Below are 20,186 nucleotides of genomic sequence, written 5' to 3'. Positions count from 1 at the left end.
GGTCGGGGGTGGTCATGTGAGGAGGTCTCCCCAGACCGCTTGGCCGGCGGTGAGGGCTCTGGCGTACCGCACTTCTGGGCACGGCCAGGAGGCTCGGCAGGCGAGGCAGAAGGCTCGGGTCACCTCGCGGGGCATGTGAAGGAGGAGCAGCCGTTCGGCGTTGGCCAGGTCGTCGCCGGAGGCGAGGGCGACCAGCGGCACGCCGAGCTCGGCCCGCGGTCGTGATCCAGGCCGAGACGTTGGCTGGGCTTCCGGGCCGGGCTCGGCGGAGTGGCCGTGGGCGGGAGGTGGCTCCGTGCCCAGGGCGAGGCTCACGCCCGGGCTCGTGTCGAGAGCTGGGTGTGGAGCGACGCTGCCGAGAGCGGTCCGTTCGGAGGTGTGGGCAGGAACTGAGATATGGGCAGGAACTGAGGTGTGGGCAGGAACTGAGGTGTGGGCTGGAACTGAGGTGTGGGCTGGATGGCCGGAATTCTCTGGACGGTCGGCCTCGGTGGGCGCGCCAGAAGTTCCAAGACGGATGGCGTCTGCGGGAAGGCGCAAGGTCCCGAGACGGCCGGCATCGGCATGCGGGGCGGTCGCGGGCACGTTGGAGGTCCCGGCACGGGTGGTGTCTGGGGGTGGGACGGAGTCGTGTGGCATGGGCGCGGCCCCCTCGAGAGGAATCGAGAAAAGGGGGCGGGCGCCCGGGGTCGCCAAGGCCAGTTGGCTAGGCGAGCGCCCGCCCGTTCACCCGACCGCGCGGACCCCTCAGTCGACGCACAGTCAGGGGTTCGGGCGCTGCGACGCTCGGTAACGACGTATGCACAACTATCATGCATCCACTGCAAATATGCAAGTGCGAAATTGCTCTACGCGGCGCCGCGGCGGCGGAGGGTAGCGACGGCGGAGCCGGCGAGGGTCATGAGGCAGTCGGGGAGCTTGCCGTCGACCAGGGCGACGGTGAAAAGGGCGGTGCCGCTGGGGATGTCCTCGTTGACGTAAGCGCTGACGAAGCGGGCGACCCAGCGCTTGTCGTAGTTGGCGTCGTCGATGTCGGGGAACTCCAGGCGCCAGGGACCGCGGGCGAAGTTCTCGCCGACCATCTCGCCGGCGAGGCGCCATGCGACGTCGTACGCGGCGCTCATCCCGCGCCGGTCGACGACCGTGTCGAAGGTGTGGACCACACCTGCGCCATCGCCCGCCAAGGCGGACTCCAGGACCATGGCAGCGTCCTGGTAGGTCTCGTCTCCGGCCTCATCCACGCCGACACCGTATGCGGCTCAGTCAAGCCGCGGGCGCCGAACGGCAGACTATGACCGGCGGAGTGCGCAGGTCAGCCGGGCGGTGCAGACGCGGTCGCCTTTTTCGTCGGTGATGGCGATCTCGTACGAGGCGATCATCCCGCCGAGGCGGAGGGGGGTCGCGACGCCGGTGACGATGCCGTCGCGGGCGGCCTTGTGGTGGGTGGCGTTGACGTCGATGCCGACGGCGATGCCGTTGAAGAGGCGGGCCGCGTGCAGGGCGGCGCCGATCGAGCCGAGCGTCTCGGCGAGGACCACCGAGGCGCCGCCGTGCAACAGACCGTAAGGCTGCGTGTTGCCGGCGACGGGCATGGTGGCGACGACCCGCTCCGGGGTGGCCTCCAGCAGGGTGATGCCCATCCGCTCGGCGAGGGTGCCCCGCATGGACATGCCGTCGGTCAGCGCATCACTCTGGGTGACGCCAGTGTCCTCCATGCCGCTAGAGGTTACCGGGTGGTACACGGCCGGCCGGCACCTCCCCACTTAAGTCCGCGGCCAGACCACGCTATGGTGCGCACGGCACCTTTGGGGAGGAGAAACACTCATGCGCGCACGGTCGGCCAAAGCCATCGTGGGAGCAATCACCGCGATTGGTCTGTTGCTCACCGCGTCCGGCTGCGGTTCCACAGCGCAGAGTGACGGCGGTGCCCAGCCGAAAAGCGATATCCGCTTCTACGGATCCGACGGCAACATGGCGAACTCGTTCGGCGAGGCGCTGAAGGATTCGCCGGCCGTTCTCGCCGGGATGAAGGGCACGACCCCGCTGACCCCGCTGAGCGAGGACTTCAAACGGCGGGTGAAATCCATTGACTCCAGTCTCGCTGACTTCAACTACGCGGGCGAGTCTTATGACGCCGTCGTGGTGGCGGCGCTGGCCGCGGAGGCCGGCAAGTCGGTCGAGTCGTCGTCGATCGCCAAGCAGCTGATCGGGGTCACGACCGGCGACAACGTGTGCGACACGATCGCCGCGTGCCTGACGGCCGCCAGGTCCGGCAAGGATTTCAAGTACCGCGGAATCTCGCTGCGCCGCAGTGGTTTCACCGACGCGGGCGAGCCGTCGTCGGCCATGTATGGCGTGCTGAACTTCGGCCGTAACAACACCATCGACGAGGCGAAGACCGAATTCGTCGGCGCCGGTGACGAGAAGAACGAGAACAAGGCGGCGCCGCCGCCCGCGAGCGGTGGCAACAAGGGCGGCGGGAAAGGCCCGGCGCTGAAGTTCGGCCTGCTGCTGCCGAAGACCGGCGCGCTGGCGTTCCAGGGGCCGCCGATGTTCGCCGCGGCCAAGCTGGCGATCAAGGAGATCAACGAGGCCGGTGGCGTGCTCGGCCAGCCCGTCGTGGTCGAGGAGGGCGACGACGGCACCAACCCGGACGTCGCCAAGACGGCGGTCGAGAAGTTCATCAACAGTGGCGTCCACGTGATCATCGGCGCGGGCGCGTCGGGAGTGAGCAAGGCCGTCATCCCGCGGGTCGTGCAGGCCGGCAAGGTGATGATCTCGCCGTCGGCGACGTCGGACGAGCTGACGAAGTTCGACGACAAGGGCCTGTTCTTCCGCACGTCACCGCCCGACATGCTGCAGGCCAAGGCGATCGCCAACATCATCATGCGGGACGGGCACACCAAGGTCGCGATCGTCGCGCGTGACGACACGTACGGCAGCGGGCTCGCCGAAGGCGTCCGCAACGACCTGACGGCCGCCGGCATCAAGGCCAGCAACCTGCTGATCCTCAAGTACGAGGCGAAGGACAACTACGACCCGAAGGCCGACGCGACGAAGCTGTTCGCGCCGATCGCGGGGCAGATCAAGAGTTTCGAGGCGACCGCGATCCTGCTGGTGGGCTTCGACGAGTCGGCGCTGGTGATTAAAGCTCTGGTCGCCGCGGGCATAAAGGAACCATCGGCCTAGCGAACCACAGGGGCGTCGAGCCCTACCCCCTCGATTGACGTGAGAGGACCCAGCATGAGCGAGAACGAGACCGTCGAAACGCGCGGCGACCAGCGCATCGAGCTCCTCGTCGGCGACACGAACAACGACGGCAAGCCCGACCTCTGGGCCATCGACACGGACGGGGACGGCAAGGCCGACGTGTTCCAGTTCGACACCAACGGCGACGGCAAGGTCGACATCACGATGAGCGACATCGACGAGGATGGCACGCCGGAGCAGGTCGTCGACGGCGACGGCGGTCTCCCGCCCGCCACGGTCTGACCGGACCGCATCACGACGTGAACACGGCAGCGCGGCAGGGAGGAAGGCCTCTCAGCCGCGCTGTTGTGCTACGTAGTCCCGCCACTGCTGCTCGAGCGTGCTGACGCCGATGCCCAGGACCTCGCGGGCCGCCGACTCGACCTCCGAGACGTTCTGGAACGCCTCGTAGAACGCGATCAGCTTCGCCTGGCCGTACTTCTCCGCGATCATGCGGTTCGCGAGCCAGCTGGCGATGTAGTTGCGCGGCTCGGCGTAGAACTGGTCGTCGGTCGGCAGGGTCGAGATGACGAGGTTGCCGAGCGCCTGCCTGATGCCCGCCGCGGGCACCTTGTCCTTCCTGTAGGCGACGTACTCCGCGAACCCCTCCACGACCCACCGCGGCGTTCGCGCGGTCGTCACGGGCCCCATGGCGGCGTGCGCGAACTCGTGCGTGAGGTCGTGCGCGAGCTCCTCGGTCTGGGCGGTCAGCTGCGTCGGGTTGAACACGACCCGGGTGGAGCTGTACGCCGGCGAGCCCGCCCAGTCGCCGACCTGGTTGTAGAACGGCACGGCGATCGCCGCCACCTGCGCGACCCGCTCCTGCGACTCGGCGAAGTACGTGTCGAAGATCCGCTTGTCCTGCACGGCGGTGAACAGGACCTTGCCGTCCCAGCCGGACGGGCGGACCTCGATGACCTCCTTGAGGCTGGTCTCGGCCATCTGCAGCAGGTTGCGGCCGCGCTGGGCGTCGTCGGCGGAGACCACAGCGATGATGCGGTCGTTGCGCAGCACGGCGACCGGCCCGGTCGAGTCCCACGGCTGGCCGTTGGCGCCGAGCGGCATGTCCTTGCCGGCGGCGTCGCCGACGACGAGCCACTTGCCGTTGGTCCAGGCCACGACCGGCATCCACGGCGTGGCGACGGTCTTGCTGTCCACGCCCTCGACCCGGTGCCGGATGGTGACGGCCTCGACGTGGACGGCGGCGTGGTACCGGTCGAACAGCTGCGTCGGCAGGAACTTCGCCAGTTGCCGCGCGGGCAGCCGGGTGCGGTCGAAGCTGATGTCGGCGAACGGCATCTTGGCCAGGTTTTCGAACAGCTGCTTCTGCCGCTTCACGAACGCCGCGTCGCTCTGGTCGACGTCCGCCATCCAGGCGTTGAGATCCTTCTTCTTGACCGCCTCGGTGTGCCGGGCGAGCAGCTCCTCGATCGCCTTGCCGCCGACCCCGGACCGCATGTCGACCCAGGTGGAGGAGACCAGGTCGGTCTCGCCGCCGCCACCGCCGCGCAGCGCCAACGCGGCGGCGGCCGCTCCGCCGAGGGCGAGGACCATGCTCACCACCAGCAGGGTGGTGAGGACGGGCCAGAGCAGGCTCCGGCGTGGCGGCGGCGGCAGGTGCGGCGGCGGCCAGCCGTAGCCGGGAGCGGGATGTGTCTGCGTCAGCGGCTGATGTACGAACTGTGCCGGCTGACCCGGTGCTCCGACCTGCGGGGGTCCGGGCGGCGGTCCGTACTGACCGGGCGGCGCGAACTGCTGCGGCGGCCCGTATGGCTGCGGTGGTGGCCCGTACTGCTGCGGCGGCCCGTATGGCTGCGGTGGTGGCCCGTACTGCTGCGGCGGCGTGTACGGCTGCTGCGGCGTGTACGGCTGCTGCGGCGTGTACGGCTGCTGCGGCGGCATGTACTGCTGAGGCGGCGCGAACTGCTGGGCCGGCGCGTACTGCTGCGGTGGCGCGAACTGCTGGGGTGGCGCGTACTGCTGCGGCACACCGGACGGCGGCCCCTGTTGCTGCGCCGGCTGAACGGCGCCGGGCCAGGTCGCGGGCGGCGCGGGAGGCGGCGCGGCCACCGGTACACCAGCTGCCGCGGCGACCGGAGCGGCGGACGGCAGCGACTCGGCCGGCGGGGGCCCGGGCTGGGCCGGGATGACGGTCGCCGGACCGGCCGTCACGGGGGCGTCCGGCGCTGGACCTTCCCCGGCGTGCGCAGCATCGGTCGAAGGGGCTGCGGAGGGTGTCGCAGCGGCCGGTTCGGGGTTGGTCACATCGCCTGCCGACGTCGAGGAGCGGAACCACATCCTCCGCCAGGCCGGCGGTCCTTGTCGACCCCGGCCCGGCCACGGCGGCGGCCGAGCCGGGCGGCGCCGGCTCGGCACTGGTCTGAGCTGGTCCAAGCGCTAGCCCAGCGTGGTCAGCTCGGCCGTGAGCACGTTGGACAGCAGCGCACCGTCCATGCGGACCTGCCGCAGGTACCAGCGCTGCAGCGGCGTCCGGTTCTGGCTGAACTGCCAGCCGCCCCGCGGGCTGTCGATCTGCCCGAGCTTGCCGATCGCGGCGTTGAGGGAGAACGAGTCCAGCGACCGGCTCGCGTCGCCGATCGCCTTGTCGAGCACGGCGGCGGCGTCGTAGGAGGCCATCGCGTAGGTCGACGGGATCGTGCCGTAGGCCTTCTGGTAGTCGGCGATGAACCGGCGGTTGGCCGCGTTGTCCAGGTCGGGCGAGTAGTTCATCGCGGTGTAGATGTCCTTCGCGTCGGCGCCCTGCTGCTTGAGGACATAGCCTTCGGTGAGGCTGCCGGGCGCGATCAGCTTGAAGCTGTTGGGGAACTTCGCGGCCTTGAACTGCTTGACGAAGTCGATCGCGGAGGCGCCGGCGTAGAAGGCGAACATCGACGCGGCGCCGGAATTCTTGACCTGCTGGAAGACCTGGCTGAAGTCCTTCTGCTGGAACGGCGTCCACTTGATCGCGTTGCCGGCGATGGTGCCGCTGGCCGACACGAAGGCGTCGCGGAACCCGGCGACCTCGTCGTCGTCGCCGGGATAGTCGGAGGCGACGATCGCGAGCGGGCCGCCCGCGTTGTCGGCGGCCCACTTGCCGAGGGCCTGGCCGGGCTCGTTGGCGACGAACGAGGTGCGCCAGATGTAGTTGGCGCCCTGCAGCGCGGTCGGCGACGCGTTGGACCCGACGAGCGGCACGGCGGCGGCCTCGACGGTGTCCCGGATCGCCATCATCGTCGCGGCGGACGCGACGCCGGTCAGGGCGAGGACGCGGTCCTCTTTGGTCAGCTTCTCGGCGGCGGCCTTGCCGATGTCGGGCGTCTCGCCCTCGTCGACCTTGAGCAGCTGGACCTCGCGGTTGCCGAGCTTGTTGTCGTGCAGCTTGAGGTACAGCTGGAAGCCGTTGTCCATCTCGTTGCCGAGGTCCTTGCGCGACCCCGTCAGCGGCACGATCATGCCGAGCTTGACCGGGGGGCCGGGCGGCGGCGCGGTGTTGGACGTGCTGCTGGAGTTGTCGCTGCATGCGGAGAGTAACGGTGCGGCCGCTCCTGCCACGCCCGCGGCCGCGAAGAGTCGGAGCGCCTGGCGGCGGTTCAGGTGGGACACGTACTTTTCCTCCCCAGCACCCTGCGGCGGCGAGAAGACCTCGACACCCACGCTGCGTTCTACCGCCATCGCGCCGGACAGTCAATCGGCGAGGTCGGCCTCACCTCGGGTTACCGTCCCGAACGCGGCGAGGACGGCGGGCCAGGCGGCCGACAGCGGATCGATCACAGCGAAGTGTTCCACACCTGCCAGCTCGACCAGCGTGGTGTCGTCGCCGGCCCGGCGGGCGGCGCGGCAGTAGTCCCTGGACAGCTCCACCGGCACGATCGTGTCGTCGCTGCCGTGCACGACCACCGTCCGGACCTTCGACGGAAGGTTGCGCATCGGGTCGGCCGCCGTGTACGCCTCCGGGACCCGGTCGGGCGCCCCGCCCAGCAGCGCCGCCACCGCGCCGCCGTCCAGGTCGAGCTCGTGCGCGCGGGCCAGGTCGGCCACGGGTGCGAGCGCGACGACCCCGCCGACGGCGTCGGGGGCGACCGCGGCGTACCAGAGGGCGAGGTGCCCGCCGGCGGAGTGCCCGGCGAGGATCGGCCGGTCGACCGCGACGGGCCGCAGGCCGCGGTGCGCGATCTCCTTGCCGAGCAGGTCGGGCACGGCGACCGCGGCGGACGCCACGTCGGAGAACGTGCCGGGCCAGCCGCCGCCGGGCTGTCCCGTGCGGCGGAACTCGACGGTCGCGACGGCGTAGCCCCGGTTGGCGAGGTCCGCGGCGAGCGGCCCGGCGTGCGCGCGGTCCCACTCGCTGCGCCAGAACCCGCCGTGGATGAAGAGCACCAGCGGCGCGCCGGCCACAGCCGGGAGCCGGACGTCGGCCAGCTGGTCGGGGTGCTCTCCGTATCGCAGCGTGAAGTCCGCGGGTCGGGCGGGCCGGCTGAGCACCTCGCGGGGGTCACTCGTCACGGGGCGACATTAACGCGTCACGAAGCGTGGCAACAGGGCCCCTTTGTGGTAGCCCGAGCGGTGGGTAGGCAAGACTAGGAACCATGGCAGATGAGGCGCAGGACGAGTCGCGCACCGTGCTGGTGGTCGGGCCCGACGGACGTCCGCTCGGCACCATGTCCAGCGACGAGGAAGGTGCGGAGGACCCGAGCAAGCTCATCGAGCAGCCGGCCAAGGTCATGCGCATCGGCAGCATGATCAAGCAGCTGCTCGAGGAGGTCCGTGCCGCCCCACTCGACGAGGCGGGACGCAGCCGGCTCAAGGAGATCCACCGCCGGTCGATCACCGAGCTGGAGGACGGTCTCGCCCCCGAGCTGCGCGACGAGCTGGAGCGGCTGTCCCTGCCGTTCGACGACGACTCCACGCCGAGCGAGGCCGAGCTGCGCATCGCCCAGGCGCAGCTGGTCGGCTGGCTGGAGGGCTTGTTCCACGGCATCCAGGCGGCGCTGGTCGCCCAGCAGATGGCGGCCCGGGTCCAGCTCGAGCAGATGCGCGGCCGGCCCGCCCTCACCGGCGGCCCGGGCGGCGTGCAGACCCCGCCGGGTCAGCCGATGCCCTCCGGCACCGGCCAGTACCTGTAACACCTTGCAGACCGCCACGATCGGCAGGACCGCGAAGGCGCCTGCCGATCGTGGCGTTCCCATGATCCGGCGGCGTCAGTAGCGGTAGAGGGACTCCAGGTAGACGGCGACGCCGTCGTCCTCGTTGGTCGCTGTGGTGACGTCGTGGGCGGCGGCCAGGACGGCGGGGTGTCCGTTGGCCATGGCGACGCCCCGGCCGGCCCAGGCGAGCATGGCCAGGTCGTTGGGCATGTCGCCGAAGGCGACCACCTCGGCGGACGGCACGGCGTGCTCGCGGGCGACCCGGGCGAGCGCCGTCGCCTTCGTGACGCCGACGGCGGAGACCTCGACCATGCCGCTGGAGGAGGAGTTCGTGGCCTCGCCCAGGCCGTCGAGGCACGCGCCGACCAGGGCGGTGAACTCGTCGGGCTGCTGGACGCCGGCGCGGACCAGAAGCTTCGCGGCGGGGCGGGTCAGGAGCTCCTCGTGCGTGACGGGGCCCACCGACTCGTGGTTGACCTCCCACGGGCCGACCGGGAACTCCTCCTCGTGGCGCATCTCGCGGCCGCCGTCGCGTTCGACGGCGAAGACGACGCCTGGCACGGTGGCGCGCAGGCGGGAGCAGATCTCGGCGAGTGTGACCGGCTCGATCGGGGTGCTGTGCACGATGCTGTCGGTGCTGGGGTCGTAGGTCGCCGCCCCGTTGGCGCAGATGGCGATCGGCCGGACGGTCAGCTGGTCGTACACCGGATGCAGCCACCGGATCGGACGGCCGGTGACCAGCACGATCACGATCCCCGCGGCGTCGAGGCGGTGGAGCACCTCGACGGTGCGGGGGCTGACCGTGCGGTCCCGGCCGACGAGGGTGCCGTCGAGATCGGTGGCCACCAGTCGCGGGGTCTGCGTCACAGCTTCAACATAGCTTCGAGGTAGGTCGCGACCCCGTCCTCGTCGTTGGTGAGCGTCGTCTCGTCGGCGAGGGCCTTCAGGGCTGGGTGGGCGTTGGCGACGGCGACGCGGCCGAAGCCGGCCCAGCGGAACATGGGCACGTCGTTGGGCATGTCGCCGAAGACGAGGATGTCGCCGGGGTCGATACCGAGGGCGGTGGCGACGAACTGCAGGCCGGTGGCCTTGTCGACGCCGGGCGGGCAGATCTCGATGTACCCGAGGCCGGCCTGGGTGATCGTGGCCATGCTCGCGGGGACGACGCGCTCCGCGACGGCGAGCACCTCGTCGACGTCGCAGGTGGGGTGCCGGGCGAAGCCCTTGAGGACGGGGCCGGTGAGGCACTCCGCGCGGACCCGGGCCTCGACGACGTCGGGGTAGCGCCAGTGCGGGTCGGTGTCGCCCCACAGCGGCGCCTCGTGGTGGTCGCCGGCCTCGATGAGCACGGACAGGACGCCGAGCTCCTGCTCGAGCAGGGTGAGGACCTCGGCGAGGGCGTCGCCCTGGAGCCGCTCGTCGCGCAGGACGACCGGGTGGGCGGGATCGCGGATGTCGAGGACCCGGCTGCCGCCACCCATGACGAGGAAGTCGGCGGACGGGATGTCGGACCGGACGAGCTGGGTCAGGCGGGGACCGCGGCCGGTGGCGCCCACGATGTGGATACCGGCGGCCTTGACCCGCTCCAGGACGTCCCGGGTGTAGGCGCTCACCGTGTCGTCACTCCGCACGAGCGTGCCGTCGAGGTCGGTCGCGATGAGCTTGGGCAAACTGCGCATTCGGTGCTCCTTCCGCGTCAGCGGGGCAGCAACCGTACCTCCGCAGTCAGCCAAGGTCACACCATGCGAGTAAATCTCAACCGAACGTACGACGTCCTGATGAGGACATCACTGCAGCGGGGTGACGGTCAGCTCGAGGGGCTCGGCGCCGTCGTGCGGCTCGTCCACGGGGCGCCGGCGGCCGATGTCCGGCAGCATCCGGGCGGCGATCAGCACCCCCGCGGCCAGCAGGACGGTCGCGGCGATCGCCAGCGGATACCCGGCGCCGATGTGGATGGTCTCCTCCGGCAGCCGGTACGACACCAGCGCGCTGCCCCCGACGTGCTCGATGGCCTTCTTGAGCCCGACGAGCACGAGCGCGTTGCCGGCGAGCAGGCCCAGCGCGGCGGCCGCCGCGGCACGGCGGACCGGGCCGCGGGTCGCCGCCAGCACGCCGACGCCGACGAGGGCGAGCGCGACGGTGACGAGGTAGGCGATGACGTGGCCGTTGTTGAAGCTGGCCAGGTCGAGCTCGATGCTGGCCGGCACGGGCCCGGAGACCTCGTCCTCCCCGCCGGCCGCCGACCGCAGGTCGACCGACGCCCACGGCAGGTACTGGGCGGCCGCGGCCAGCACGAACCCCGAGACGAGCAGGGCCATGCCGACCGGGCCGGGGCCACGCTCGCCACCGTCGCGCCCGCGATCGTCGACGGAATCCAAAGCAGCCGGCTCAGACATACCGCGCAGGGTAGCTCAGGAAACGAACCTCAGGTTGAACCGAAGATCCTGCTTGACGCCCCAGACGGCCAGCCACATCGGCAGGTACTGCTCCATCGCGAACGCCTTGTCGATCCCGCCGAGGTCCAGCACGTCGCCCTCGGGCCAGCCGAACTTCGCCAGCACCCCCTTGACCAGGGTCTTCGCCCCGGCGTCGGCGCCGGCGACGAAGATGTTGTGCGGCTCGGACAGCAGGTCGGGGCGCACCATGATGTCGGCGTTGACGGTGTTGAGCGTCTTGACGACCTTCAGCTCGGGGAACGCCTCCTGCAGGCCGGCGGCGACGGGCTTCACCGCCGCGGCCGTGAGGTCGTTGGAGATGTCGGCGAGGACCTTGCCGGTCAGGTCGCCGGCGGCGCGCAGCACGTCGAGCGACAGGTTGCCCGGGGTGGCGTTGAAGATCAGCTGGCCGTGCGCGGCCGCGTCGGCGAACGTGCCGGCCCGGCCGCCGGTCCGCTCGGCCCAGGCGACGGCCTTCGGGTTGGTGGCCTCGCGGGAACCCATGACGACGTCATACCCAACCTCGACCAGCCTGGTCGCGATCGCGTCGCCGACCATGCCGGTGCCGAGGACCCCCACATTGAGATCAGTCATGCTCACCGGCAACACCCGCCGGTGCGGAAACATGCCGGCGCGCGCGGCCGATCGCGATCAGCCCGCAGGCGAACCCGAGCAGCGGCATCGCCGCGAGCGCCAGCCAGCTGCCCGCTGACGTGCCCACATCCGCGATCCGGCCCGGCCCGGCGAGCTGACCGTCGAACGTGGTGATGAGGCTCACTACGACCGATGCGGTCACCAGCGACAGGACCGGCCCGGCGAGCCCGGCGAACTTGCGGCCCTGGTTCGCGCCGAGTACCGCCGCGCCGAGTACCGCGATCAGGGTGAGCAGCAGAATCACGTACCAGAGCCCCATGCGGATGTTGAGCACGGTGAGGCTGTCGAGGCGTTGCTGGGCCCGGCGCCCGGACCCCGTCACCACCAGCTGCTGCACCCACGGCACGAAGATCGAGGCAATGCCGGTGAGCAGGCCGACCACGGCCAGCAGGCCGCCGATCTGCACCAGTTTGCGCTGCATCAACTTGATCCCTCCCAAGACTGCCGAGCTCGTCCCAAGGAACACACGGAATGGGCTAGCGTCTGGTTCATGCCTACTCGCACTTCATCCGCCCGCTGGGAGGGCGACCTCAAGTCCGGCGCCGGCACCGTCTCGACCGGCTCGGGCACCTTCCAGGGTTCCTACTCCTTCCCGTCGCGCTTCGAGAGCGGCCAGGGCACCAACCCGGAGGAGCTGATCGCGGCCGCGCACGCCGCCTGCTACTCGATGGCGCTGTCCAACGGCCTGGCCAAGGCCGGCTTCACGCCCACCTCCGTGGAGACGTCCGCGGCGGTGCAGTTCGGCCCGGTCGAGGGCGGCTTCGCCATCACCCGAATCGACCTGACCACCCGCGGTGACGTTCCCGGCATCGACGCGGCCGAGTTCGAGAAGCAGGCCACCGACGCCAAGGCCGGCTGCCCGATCTCCAAGGCGCTCGCCGCCGTCGAGATCACCCTGGACGCGCAGCTCGTCTGAGCACCGCGCTCGTCAGGGATCTCCCTTGAGAGGGTCCCCCGCCATGGGGGACCCTCTTTAACATGCCAGTGCAGATGAGCAAGGAGCGCTTCGAGGAGCTCGTGGGCGAGGCCCTGGACGAGGTCCCCGAGGAGCTGCTCGACCTCATGGACAACGTCGTGATCCTGGTCGTCGACGACCCGCCGCCCGGCGAGCCGGACCTGCTCGGCCTGTACGAGGGGTTCTCGCTGACGGAGCGCGGCTGGGACTACTCCGGCGTGCTGCCCGACCGGATCTCCATTTACCGCAACCCGATCCTCGCCATCTGTGACGATGAGGACGACGTCGTCGACGAGGTCGCGATCACCGTGGTCCACGAGATCGCCCACCACTTCGGCATCGACGACCGGCGCCTCCACGCGCTCGGCTGGGGCTAGGGGGTTTCCTGATGCGTAGTGCGCTGTTCGCCACGGAGAACCTGGAGAAGGAGTCGCAGCAACCCGGTCTCCGGCTGCAGAACTCCAAGATGCTCAAGGCCGAGCTCAACGGCGAGATCATGGCCCGGACCGGCACGATGATCGCCTACCAGGGTCAGGTGACGTTTCAGGCGCTCGGCTCCGGCGGGGTCGGCAAGTGGCTGAAGTCGAAGCTGACCGGCGAGGGCGTCCCGCTCATGAAGGTCACCGGCCGCGGCGACGTGTTCTTCGCCGACCGCTCCGCCGACGTCCACCTCATCGACCTGGAGCAGGGCGACGCCATCTCCATCAACGGCGCCAACGTCCTCGCGTTCGATTCGTCGCTGCAGTACGACGTGAGAATGGTCCAAGGAGTCGGCATGCTGTCGACGGCGGGCCTGTTCAACTGCGTGTTCACCGGTCAGGGCCGGCTCGCGATCACGACGAAGGGCACCCCGGTGGTGCTGACCGTCGACGCGCCCACGTACGTCGACCCGCAGGCCGCGATCTGCTGGTCCGCAGGCCTGCAGACCGGCTACCACCGCGCCGACCAGCTCGGCATCGGCACATTGCTGGGCCGCAGCACCGGTGAGGCTTTCACGATGAGCTTCGCCGGCCAGGGCTTCGTCGTCGTCCAGCCGTCGGAGGAGCCGCCCCAAGGTCTCGCCGGTGGCCAGGGACAACAGGGGCAGGGCGGGGTCCTGGGCAACCTGCTCGGCAGTTGAGTGCAGTTGGGTCGCGCTTTTGTAACGGCAGCTCCGCGAGCCCTTGGGGGACCGGTTACGCTGCGCAGCGTGCGCGGTGACATCTTCAAGGCCGAGAACATGGCCCAGCCCCCAACCCAGGCAGGCATGAGCCTGCAGCACTCCAAGTGCGTCAAGTACGCCGTGAACGGCGAGGTCCTGGCCCGTCAGGGTGCCATGGTCGCCTTCCGCGGCAACCTCCAGTTCGAGGTGAAGAGCCAGGGCGTCGGAAACTTCCTCAAGCGCGCGGTCACCGGTGAGGGCCTGTCCCTCATGGCCGTGCGTGGACAGGGCGAGGTGTGGTTCGCCGACGCCGCCTCCGACTGCCACATCCTCGACATCGAGCCCAATGACGCGTTGTCCATCAACGGCAAGAACGTCCTCTGCTTCGACCCCTCGTTGCGGTACGACATCCAGATGGTGAAGGGCGCCGGCATGTTCGGCGGCGGCCTCTTCAACAGCGTCTTCACCGGCCAGGGCAGGCTCGCGATCCTCACCCAGGGCGCCCCGATCATCATCCCGGTGAGCCCGCAGGCCCCCGTCCTGGTCGACACCGACGCGGTTGTCGGCTGGTCGAGCAGCCTGCAGACCAGCATCCAGAAGAACCAGAGCCTCAAGTCGATGCTGCGCGGCGGCTCGGGTGAGCTCTTCCAGCTGATGCTGCAGGGCCAGGGCTTCGTCATCGTCCAGCCCAGCGAGGGCAAGCCGTCCGCCCAGCAGGCGAGCAGCGGCGGCCTCCTCGGCAGCCTCGGCGGCTGACCGCCAACCAGCCCAACCAGCCACGGTCGAAGGGTGGGCCACCCCGCCCATCCTTCGACCCCGCTTCTGCCCACCCCTCCGGCGTTCTCCGCCGGCGCACGACCATGCCGCCAGCCCCACCCACTGCCAGCCTGATCCGCCATTGGCCCTGACCCGCCGTTGGGCTTGATCCGCCGTTGGCCCTGATCCGCCGTTGGGCTTGATCCGCCGTTGGCCTTGATCCGCCGTTGGGCTTGATCCGCCGTTGGGCTTGATCCGCCGTTGGGCTTGATCCGCCGTTGGGCCTAACTCGCCGTTGGCCTGACCCGCCGCCAGCCGCTGCTGGCCCGGACCGCCACGCGCGGGTTGCAGGGGCGCGCGCCGCTGTTCGACCGCCGCCGCACAGCCGACTGCTGCCCACGGGCCGGCCCCACTACCGGCCGACTCGCTGCCTGCCGGACCCGCTGCCAGGTTGACGCGTTGCCCGCCATCTCGTGCACGATCAACCCCGATGCCCGCGTCCGCCTCCGCGAGGACAGCCAGGCACACGCCCGATGCGCTGCCAGCCGGACCGGTCGTCGACCCGGGCCGCTGCCGACCGGATGCGCTGCCGGCCCGACCTCTGCTGTAGCAGCCCGACCCGCTGCCGAGCGGGCGCGGCGCCTCGTCCTCACAGCCGCACTGACCTGACCGGCTCGTGGCAGAACAGTGAGCTGCTGCTACGTCGCGCGGGCGGGACGTAGGCGGACTGCGATCACGGCTGGGCCGGACGACGGGTCGTGGTGGGGCGAGCGGCTGCTACGGCGGACGCACCCCGGTGAACGGTGACCGCTTTCAAACCGTACACCCATCGAAAAAACCGAACCCCCCGTTGTCACCCTCCGCGATCGCGACGGCCACAATCAGTCCGGCGGCGGGTCAGGCGCCGTTGCGGATCTCGGAGAGCCAGCGGGCGGCGGCGGTGAAGTCGTCGCCGGACAGGCCTGGGGCACGGCGGGGTGGCGGGTCGCCGTGGGAGGCGCGCGGGTACGAGCCGAGGAACCGCACGTCGGCGCAGACGCGGCGCAGCCCCTGCAGCGCCTCGCCCATCGGGGCCTCGGCGACGTGGCCGCCGCAGTCGAGGAAGAACACGTAGCGGCCGAGGCGCTCGCCCGTCGGGCGTGACTCGATCCTGGTCATGTTGATCCCGCGGACCGACAGCTCGGTCAGCACGGCGAGCAGCGCGCCGACCCGGTCGTGGGCGATGTAGACGGCGAGCGTCGTCAGATCGTCGCCGGTCGGCGGGGGTGGCGGACCGGGTCGCGACACGAGCGCGAAGCGGGTCATCGCGCCGGCGTTGTCGGCGATGTCCTTCGCCAGGACGTGCAGCTTGTACCGGCTCGCGCCGATGGCGGCGCAGATCGCGGCGTCGAACTCGCCGCTGCCGGCGCCGATCGCGGCGGTGGCGTTGGACAGTACATCGACGACCGCCGCCTGCGGGACGTGGTCGCGCAGCCACTTGCGGCACTGGGCGCTCGCCTGCGGGTGGGCCGCGACCGACCTGACGGTGTCCAGCGGCCGGTCCTCCGCGGCGGCGAGGACGAACTGCACCGGGAGCACGACCTCGCGCGTGATGATCAGCGGCTCGCCGTTGGCCAGCTCGTCGAGCGTGACGCCGACCTGGCCGCCGATCGAGTTCTCCAACGGGACGAGCGCGGCGTCGGCCTCACCGGCGCGCAGCGCGTCGAGGGCTTCCGGGACGCTGCGGGCCGGGGTGAGCACCCCGCGGTCGGCGGCCGGGACGGTCTTGAGCGCCTGCTCCGAGAACGTGCCTTCAGGCCCCAGGTACACGAACCGCGTCGGCGGCACACCAGGCATGTGTCAAGCCTAGTCGCTCAGCAACTCGCGGCGCTCAGCAGCGCCGGTGGCGCGGTCGCTTTCACCTCGACGCTGCACGGGTCGGTGCCGGCGGTGACGATGGTGAGCGCGGCCGGTGCGCCCTTGGACATGATCTGCAGCGGCTCGGCGTTTGCGACGGTGAGGATGGTGTACTGCCAGACCCCCGCACACAGCGGCCCGCTCTTCACGGTCAGCCCGCTCCCGGCGGGAAGCCCGGGCCGCGCCCGGCGGACCGCCGCGATGACCTGCTCGCCGCTCGGACGGCCGTTGCACTGCGACACGTACGCCTCGGAAAACGGCGTCACGCTCGAGCTGGGCCGGGCGGACGGGGTGCCGGCCGTGGCGGTGCGCCCAGGCGGCACGTTGGGCGTGCTGACCGGCGTGGGGCTGGCGGTGCGTGCCGGCTGGTGCGACACGGGCGGCAGCAGCGGCCCGGCGTCATCGTCCGACCGCGTGCAGCCGGACAGCAGGCATCCAAGGCTGACGATCGTAAGCACAGCGGCCGCAGTGCGCATGCAGGACATCGTAGGGTGCCGGTTTCCCGCCGTTCATGCGGCGCCGGAGCCGTCGAACGTCCCGGCCCGCCCGCCCTCCTCGAAGCGCGTCAGACGGTGCCGGCGGTGGACACCCGGTGGCCGGCGGCATCGAGGGCGGCGAGTGCCTCGCCGAGCCGGACCGACGGCACCAGCACGTAGTCGGTGTCGAAGGTGGAGAACGCGAAGATGTTGACCCGGGCGTCGGCGAGCGGCGTGACGATCGAGGCGAGGATGCCCGTGAGGGCGAGTTGGACCGGCCCGGCGACGCGCAGGCAGCGCCACGGCGTCTCCACTGAGGCGCCCTCGGGGACCTGGTCGGCGGGGCACAGGATGGAGACCTCGTCGGGTGTCCATGTCACGGAGATGACGTCCTGGCCCGCCGCGGCGGCCTCGGTGAAGCCAGCCGGCAGGGGCGACCCGGCCGGCAACCGCGCGATCGCGTAGTCACCTGGCAGCACCTCGAGGTCCAACATGACAAGGAGCGTACGGTGCGAACGCGTTGCGTGGCGGTAGCCGTGAGCCAGGCCACGTGCTTCCCCCCGGACGAGGTCGTATTCGTGAACGACGCTCGACCGGAGCCGCCTGGACGGCGCTCTAGACGGCGCTGAAGAACGTCAGCGAGCCGACGACCTGGCCGTCCTGCAGCAGCGGGGTCGCGATCGCGTCGAACGTGCGCGGCCCGGTCGCGCAGCGCACCCGGAGCAGCCCGCGGGCGAGCCGGCCGGAGGACAGGGCGAGCAGCGGCGGCGTCTTGTTGATCTCGGACGCGTCGAGCGCGCCGCCGTCGCCGAAGTCGAGCAGCTGCAGGACGCCGTCGACCAGTGGGCGGTCGATGGCGGACTCGGTGAGCCCCAGCAGGTCCTCGAACGACGCGGACACAGCGACGATGACCGCCTTGTCGTCGATCACGAGGCTCGGCTCGGCCGCTTCGGCGACGGTCGCCGCCCAGCGGTCGAGGGACGACTCGATGGACGGCTCGGCCAGACCCGCATCGACAGCGTCGGACTCGACCTCACCGAAGTCGGACGCGCGCCCGTCGGGCGAGCGGGTCAGGTGTGGGTCGGAGATGGACAGCTCGACATGCGCCACAGCGCCTCCTCAGGCACCGGTGCGGCGGACGCGTCCGCGCAGCGAAGACATCATCGCATCATTCAGCGGCTGATCGGTCCCCAGCGATTGCTCAATACGGCGCTTCATGTCGAGCGGCTCCACGCCGCAGAGGCTACTCCGCGTCACCCCGCTTGTCAGTGCCCACGCGTTCACCGTCCTTGTACCAGCGGTAACTGTCGGCGAAGGCGGCGTAGGACTGCGAGGACCACGTCGCCGGGTGCAGCGCGAGCGAGAACACCTTGTCGACGGTGTCGCCGGCGAGCCGCATTCCCCGGGCGTTCAGGACGCGCGGCAGCTCGTGGTACGCGGTGACGAGACAACCCTTCGGCACCCCGTAGAAGCTGATCTTGCCGGTGCCGGCGAACGCCAGGATCGGCATGACCGGGATCGACACCCCGGCACTGCGGGAGAGCGCCTCCGCGGCGGCCTTGGCCTCCGCGCGGGTCTCCTCGACGTACTTGGGGCGCTTGCCGTCGATCTGCACGATGTCACCCGCGAACGAGACGCGGCTGCGGCCGTGGTCCTTGACCGTCACCGCGAACACGCCGCCGGGCCCCATGGCGAGGAACGAGCGGCGCTCGGCGCCGGTCAGCTCGCGCAGGTCCAGGACGTGCCAGTCCTCGCCGAGGCGGCCGATGAGGCTGCCCATTCTGCGGTACAGACGGTTGTGCCCTGCCTCTTCCCGGCGGGCGCCGCGCTCGGCGCGTCGCTCGCGCATCCAGTCGATGGGGGAAGTCCGGCCGGCATCAACAATGATGCGATCGTCAAACCCTTCGGGCTGCGAATCCTTGCCACTACGGTGCAGCAGCTCGGTCATCTCGCACACCTCCAAGTCGCCGCTCGGTTGCGTGTGTGTTCAAACACCGTACGTGTTTGTGGGCCGAACCAGCATACTTGGATGGGTGAAAGACTCGGAATGACTGGGATGAATGCCACATTCACGACGTCTCATGAATTTGCAGATGGCGCCCAACCGGCGGATATCGGGTCAGCCGTTAGTCTGAATCGGTGAGCTTTCATCACGTCGACAGCGAGGTCGGCCGGCTCGGCACGGTGCTGCTGCACCGCCCGGGCGCCGAGCTCGCCCGGCTGACCCCGCGAAACAACGACTCGCTGCTCTTCGACGGAATCCCGTGGGTCGGAAGAGCCCAGGAAGAGCATGACACGTTCGCACAAGCGCTGCGCACTCATGGCGTCGAGGTGCTGTACGTCTCGGAGCTGCTCGCCGAGACCCTGACCCTGCCGGCCGCCCGCCAGGAGGTCACACGGGCCGTCCTCGACGACGTCCGGCTCGGCGACACCCTGCGCGGCCACGTCGCCGCGCACCTGGCCGCGCTCGACCCGGCCGGCCTCGCGACCACGCTCATCGCCGGGCTGTCGCGGGCGGAGCTGCGGGCGGGCGGTGGTCTCGTACACACGCTGATGGACCGGACCGATTTCGTCATCGACCCGCTGCCGAATCTGCTGTTCACGCGCGATTCATCGGTCTGGATCGGGGGTCAGGTCGCGGTGACGAGCCTGGCGATGCACGCCCGCCGCCGGGAGACCACCCTCACCCACGCGATCTATCGGCACCATCCTCGCTTCTCCGGGACGCCGCTGGTGTACGAGCCTGGGCTGGAGCACCTGGAGGGCGGCGACGTGCTGCTGCTGGCGCCGGGCGTGCTCGCGGTCGGCGTCGGCGAGCGCACCCGGCCGGCCGGTGCCGAGCGGCTCGCCAGGCGCTGCTTCGAGCGCGGCCTCGCCCACACGGTCCTGGTCGTGCCGATCGCGCAGGAGCGGGCCACCATGCACCTCGACACGGTGTGCACCATGGTCGACGTCGACGCGGTCGTCATGTACCCGAACGTCGCCAGCACCCTGCGGGCGTGGACCGTCACCAGCACCGACCTGCAGCTCGACGAGCTCGTCGTCAGCGGGCCGGAGCCGTTCATCGTCGCCGCCGCGAAGGCCATGCGGATCGACACCCTGCGGATCATCGACACCGGCCTCGACCCGGTCACCGCCGAGCGTGAGCAGTGGGACGACGGCAACAACACCTTGGCGATCGGTCCGCGGCTCTGCGTCGCGTACGAGCGAAACACCGAGACGAACGCCCAGCTGGAGCGGCACGGGATCGAGGTGATCCGGATCCCCGGCTCCGAGTTGGGCTCGGGCCGGGGAGGTCCGCGTTGCATGTCCGCACCGATCGTGCGGGCTTCGTCCGCTTGATGCTCGACGCTTGACGCTTGATCAACGCCGGTGGTGCGAGCTTCGCCCGCGTGCGGGCGTCGTCCGCTTCGCCCGCGTGCGGGCGTCGTCCGCTTCGCCCGCGTGCGGGCGTCGTCCGCTTCGCCCGCTTGACGCTTG

General features: G+C 70.5%; 23 protein-coding genes. 8 read left to right on the top strand and 15 right to left on the bottom strand.

All coding sequences use genetic code 11. The annotated features are described in order from the left end of the window. Positions 1-848: 848 nt before the first annotated feature. Positions 849-1,241: a hypothetical protein gene (locus tag ABD332_RS07375; RefSeq protein ID WP_344500964.1), complete on the bottom strand. Its 393-nt coding sequence runs from the start codon at positions 1,239-1,241 to the stop codon at positions 849-851. 48 nt (positions 1,242-1,289) lie between these two features. Then, entirely contained in the window at positions 1,290-1,715 is a 426-nt protein-coding gene (locus ABD332_RS07370) for a hotdog fold thioesterase (RefSeq protein ID WP_344500962.1), read from the bottom strand. Positions 1,716-1,824: 109 nt separating this feature from the next. On the opposite strand from ABD332_RS07370, the gene ABD332_RS07365 reads away from it, so the two are divergent. Both ABD332_RS07365 and ABD332_RS07360 read left to right on the top strand, forming a co-directional pair. Continuing rightward, complete coding sequence (locus ABD332_RS07365) at positions 1,825-3,189, top strand: ABC transporter substrate-binding protein (RefSeq protein ID WP_344500960.1); 1,365 nt, start codon at positions 1,825-1,827, stop codon at positions 3,187-3,189. Positions 3,190-3,243: 54 nt separating this feature from the next. Continuing rightward, positions 3,244-3,492 (top strand): hypothetical protein, encoded by a 249-nt coding sequence (locus ABD332_RS07360; protein WP_344500958.1) that lies wholly within the window; start codon positions 3,244-3,246, stop codon positions 3,490-3,492. A gap of 51 nt (positions 3,493-3,543) precedes the next feature. Here ABD332_RS07360 and ABD332_RS07355 read toward each other — a convergent pair whose 3' ends face one another. The 3 genes from ABD332_RS07355 to ABD332_RS07345 all read right to left on the bottom strand — a co-directional run bounded on the left by ABD332_RS07355 (position 3,544) and on the right by ABD332_RS07345 (position 7,752). Beyond that, positions 3,544-5,421 carry a peptidase MA family metallohydrolase gene (locus ABD332_RS07355; RefSeq protein ID WP_344500956.1) on the bottom strand — a complete coding sequence of 626 codons (1,878 nt, stop codon included), beginning with the start codon at positions 5,419-5,421 and terminating at the stop codon, positions 3,544-3,546. 225 nt (positions 5,422-5,646) lie between these two features. Continuing rightward, a complete protein-coding gene (locus ABD332_RS07350) occupies positions 5,647-6,921 on the bottom strand; it encodes an ABC transporter substrate-binding protein (protein WP_344500954.1) in 1,275 nt (424 codons plus the stop codon). A gap of 12 nt (positions 6,922-6,933) precedes the next feature. Then, positions 6,934-7,752 (bottom strand): alpha/beta hydrolase family protein, encoded by an 819-nt coding sequence (locus ABD332_RS07345; RefSeq protein ID WP_344500952.1) that lies wholly within the window; start codon positions 7,750-7,752, stop codon positions 6,934-6,936. An 83-nt stretch (positions 7,753-7,835) separates the two neighbouring features. Between ABD332_RS07345 and ABD332_RS07340 the strand changes: the two genes are divergently transcribed. Next, the gene (locus ABD332_RS07340; RefSeq protein WP_344500950.1) at positions 7,836-8,372 is read left to right on the top strand and encodes a bacterial proteasome activator family protein; all 537 of its coding nucleotides are present in this window, start codon (positions 7,836-7,838) and stop codon (positions 8,370-8,372) included. Between the two features lie 75 nt (positions 8,373-8,447). Here the strand turns inward: ABD332_RS07340 and ABD332_RS07335 are convergent, their stop codons facing one another. From ABD332_RS07335 to ABD332_RS07315, 5 genes are all read right to left on the bottom strand, one after another. Continuing rightward, on the bottom strand, positions 8,448-9,260 hold the full coding sequence (locus ABD332_RS07335; RefSeq protein ID WP_344500948.1) for an HAD family hydrolase: 813 nt from the start codon (positions 9,258-9,260) through the stop codon (positions 8,448-8,450). Next, a complete protein-coding gene (locus ABD332_RS07330; RefSeq protein ID WP_344500946.1) occupies positions 9,257-10,072 on the bottom strand; it encodes an HAD family hydrolase in 816 nt (271 codons plus the stop codon). Before ABD332_RS07330 ends, ABD332_RS07335 begins: the two co-directional genes overlap by 4 nt. Before the next feature lie 108 nt (positions 10,073-10,180). Beyond that, positions 10,181-10,789 (bottom strand): hypothetical protein, encoded by a 609-nt coding sequence (locus ABD332_RS07325; RefSeq protein ID WP_344500944.1) that lies wholly within the window; start codon positions 10,787-10,789, stop codon positions 10,181-10,183. Between the two features lie 15 nt (positions 10,790-10,804). Then, entirely contained in the window at positions 10,805-11,422 is a 618-nt protein-coding gene (locus ABD332_RS07320) for an NADPH-dependent F420 reductase (RefSeq protein WP_344501452.1), read from the bottom strand. Beyond that, a complete protein-coding gene (locus ABD332_RS07315) occupies positions 11,415-11,903 on the bottom strand; it encodes a hypothetical protein (RefSeq protein WP_344500942.1) in 489 nt (162 codons plus the stop codon). The genes ABD332_RS07320 and ABD332_RS07315 overlap by 8 nt, the downstream gene beginning before the upstream one ends. 69 nt (positions 11,904-11,972) lie before the next feature. On the opposite strand from ABD332_RS07315, the gene ABD332_RS07310 reads away from it, so the two are divergent. The 4 genes from ABD332_RS07310 (at position 11,973) to ABD332_RS07295 (ending at position 14,334) form a co-directional block, all read left to right on the top strand. Then, a complete protein-coding gene (locus ABD332_RS07310; protein WP_344500940.1) occupies positions 11,973-12,398 on the top strand; it encodes an OsmC family protein in 426 nt (141 codons plus the stop codon). A 68-nt stretch (positions 12,399-12,466) separates the two neighbouring features. Further along, positions 12,467-12,814, top strand: a complete 348-nt coding sequence (locus ABD332_RS07305) for a metallopeptidase family protein (protein ID WP_344501451.1) — start codon at positions 12,467-12,469, stop codon at positions 12,812-12,814. Between the two features lie 11 nt (positions 12,815-12,825). Further along, complete coding sequence (locus ABD332_RS07300) at positions 12,826-13,557, top strand: AIM24 family protein (RefSeq protein WP_344500938.1); 732 nt, start codon at positions 12,826-12,828, stop codon at positions 13,555-13,557. Between the two features lie 69 nt (positions 13,558-13,626). After that, positions 13,627-14,334: an AIM24 family protein gene (locus ABD332_RS07295; RefSeq protein WP_344500936.1), complete on the top strand. Its 708-nt coding sequence runs from the start codon at positions 13,627-13,629 to the stop codon at positions 14,332-14,334. Between the two features lie 897 nt (positions 14,335-15,231). On the opposite strand, the gene pheA is transcribed toward ABD332_RS07295, so the two are convergent. The 5 genes from pheA to ABD332_RS07270 form a co-directional block, all read right to left on the bottom strand. Next, positions 15,232-16,170: a prephenate dehydratase gene (gene pheA, locus ABD332_RS07290; RefSeq protein WP_344500934.1), complete on the bottom strand. Its 939-nt coding sequence runs from the start codon at positions 16,168-16,170 to the stop codon at positions 15,232-15,234. Positions 16,171-16,187: 17 nt separating this feature from the next. After that, complete coding sequence (locus ABD332_RS07285) at positions 16,188-16,706, bottom strand: hypothetical protein (protein ID WP_344500932.1); 519 nt, start codon at positions 16,704-16,706, stop codon at positions 16,188-16,190. A gap of 89 nt (positions 16,707-16,795) precedes the next feature. After that, positions 16,796-17,200, bottom strand: coding sequence for an ACT domain-containing protein (locus ABD332_RS07280; protein ID WP_344500930.1), 405 nt, complete (start codon positions 17,198-17,200; stop codon positions 16,796-16,798). Between the two features lie 121 nt (positions 17,201-17,321). Continuing rightward, positions 17,322-17,816 carry a transcriptional regulator gene (locus ABD332_RS07275; RefSeq protein WP_344500928.1) on the bottom strand — a complete coding sequence of 165 codons (495 nt, stop codon included), beginning with the start codon at positions 17,814-17,816 and terminating at the stop codon, positions 17,322-17,324. Positions 17,817-17,949: 133 nt separating this feature from the next. Then, positions 17,950-18,555, bottom strand: a complete 606-nt coding sequence (locus ABD332_RS07270) for a hypothetical protein (protein ID WP_344500926.1) — start codon at positions 18,553-18,555, stop codon at positions 17,950-17,952. A gap of 290 nt (positions 18,556-18,845) precedes the next feature. Here ABD332_RS07270 and ABD332_RS07265 point away from each other — a divergent pair, with 290 nt between their 5' ends. Next, the gene (locus ABD332_RS07265; protein ID WP_344500924.1) at positions 18,846-20,048 is read left to right on the top strand and encodes an arginine deiminase; all 1,203 of its coding nucleotides are present in this window, start codon (positions 18,846-18,848) and stop codon (positions 20,046-20,048) included. Positions 20,049-20,186 lie beyond the last annotated feature (138 nt).

The organism is Dactylosporangium maewongense (assembly GCF_039531485.1).
Taxonomy (GTDB): domain Bacteria; phylum Actinomycetota; class Actinomycetes; order Mycobacteriales; family Micromonosporaceae; genus Dactylosporangium; species Dactylosporangium maewongense.
Note: the sequence above shows the minus strand (reverse complement) of the source record. Positions and strands in the feature narration are given on the sequence as shown.

What these genes read in the sequence shown, in the direction of transcription:
- ABD332_RS07370 (WP_344500962.1), bottom strand. Translation starts at nt 1,715, where the DNA reads ATGGAGGACACTGGCGTCACCCAGAGTGATGCGCTGACCGACGGCATG.
- ABD332_RS07365 (WP_344500960.1), top strand. Translation starts at nt 1,825, where the DNA reads ATGCGCGCACGGTCGGCCAAAGCCATCGTGGGAGCAATCACCGCGATT.
- ABD332_RS07360 (WP_344500958.1), top strand. Translation starts at nt 3,244, where the DNA reads ATGAGCGAGAACGAGACCGTCGAAACGCGCGGCGACCAGCGCATCGAG.
- ABD332_RS07350 (WP_344500954.1), bottom strand. Translation starts at nt 6,921, where the DNA reads ATGGCGGTAGAACGCAGCGTGGGTGTCGAGGTCTTCTCGCCGCCGCAG.
- ABD332_RS07340 (WP_344500950.1), top strand. Translation starts at nt 7,836, where the DNA reads ATGGCAGATGAGGCGCAGGACGAGTCGCGCACCGTGCTGGTGGTCGGG.
- ABD332_RS07330 (WP_344500946.1), bottom strand. Translation starts at nt 10,072, where the DNA reads ATGCGCAGTTTGCCCAAGCTCATCGCGACCGACCTCGACGGCACGCTC.
- ABD332_RS07325 (WP_344500944.1), bottom strand. Translation starts at nt 10,789, where the DNA reads ATGTCTGAGCCGGCTGCTTTGGATTCCGTCGACGATCGCGGGCGCGAC.
- ABD332_RS07320 (WP_344501452.1), bottom strand. Translation starts at nt 11,422, where the DNA reads ATGACTGATCTCAATGTGGGGGTCCTCGGCACCGGCATGGTCGGCGAC.
- ABD332_RS07315 (WP_344500942.1), bottom strand. Translation starts at nt 11,903, where the DNA reads ATGCAGCGCAAACTGGTGCAGATCGGCGGCCTGCTGGCCGTGGTCGGC.
- ABD332_RS07310 (WP_344500940.1), top strand. Translation starts at nt 11,973, where the DNA reads ATGCCTACTCGCACTTCATCCGCCCGCTGGGAGGGCGACCTCAAGTCC.
- ABD332_RS07300 (WP_344500938.1), top strand. Translation starts at nt 12,826, where the DNA reads ATGCGTAGTGCGCTGTTCGCCACGGAGAACCTGGAGAAGGAGTCGCAG.
- pheA (WP_344500934.1), bottom strand. Translation starts at nt 16,170, where the DNA reads ATGCCTGGTGTGCCGCCGACGCGGTTCGTGTACCTGGGGCCTGAAGGC.
- ABD332_RS07285 (WP_344500932.1), bottom strand. Translation starts at nt 16,706, where the DNA reads ATGCGCACTGCGGCCGCTGTGCTTACGATCGTCAGCCTTGGATGCCTG.
- ABD332_RS07280 (WP_344500930.1), bottom strand. Translation starts at nt 17,200, where the DNA reads ATGTTGGACCTCGAGGTGCTGCCAGGTGACTACGCGATCGCGCGGTTG.
- ABD332_RS07270 (WP_344500926.1), bottom strand. Translation starts at nt 18,555, where the DNA reads ATGCGCGAGCGACGCGCCGAGCGCGGCGCCCGCCGGGAAGAGGCAGGG.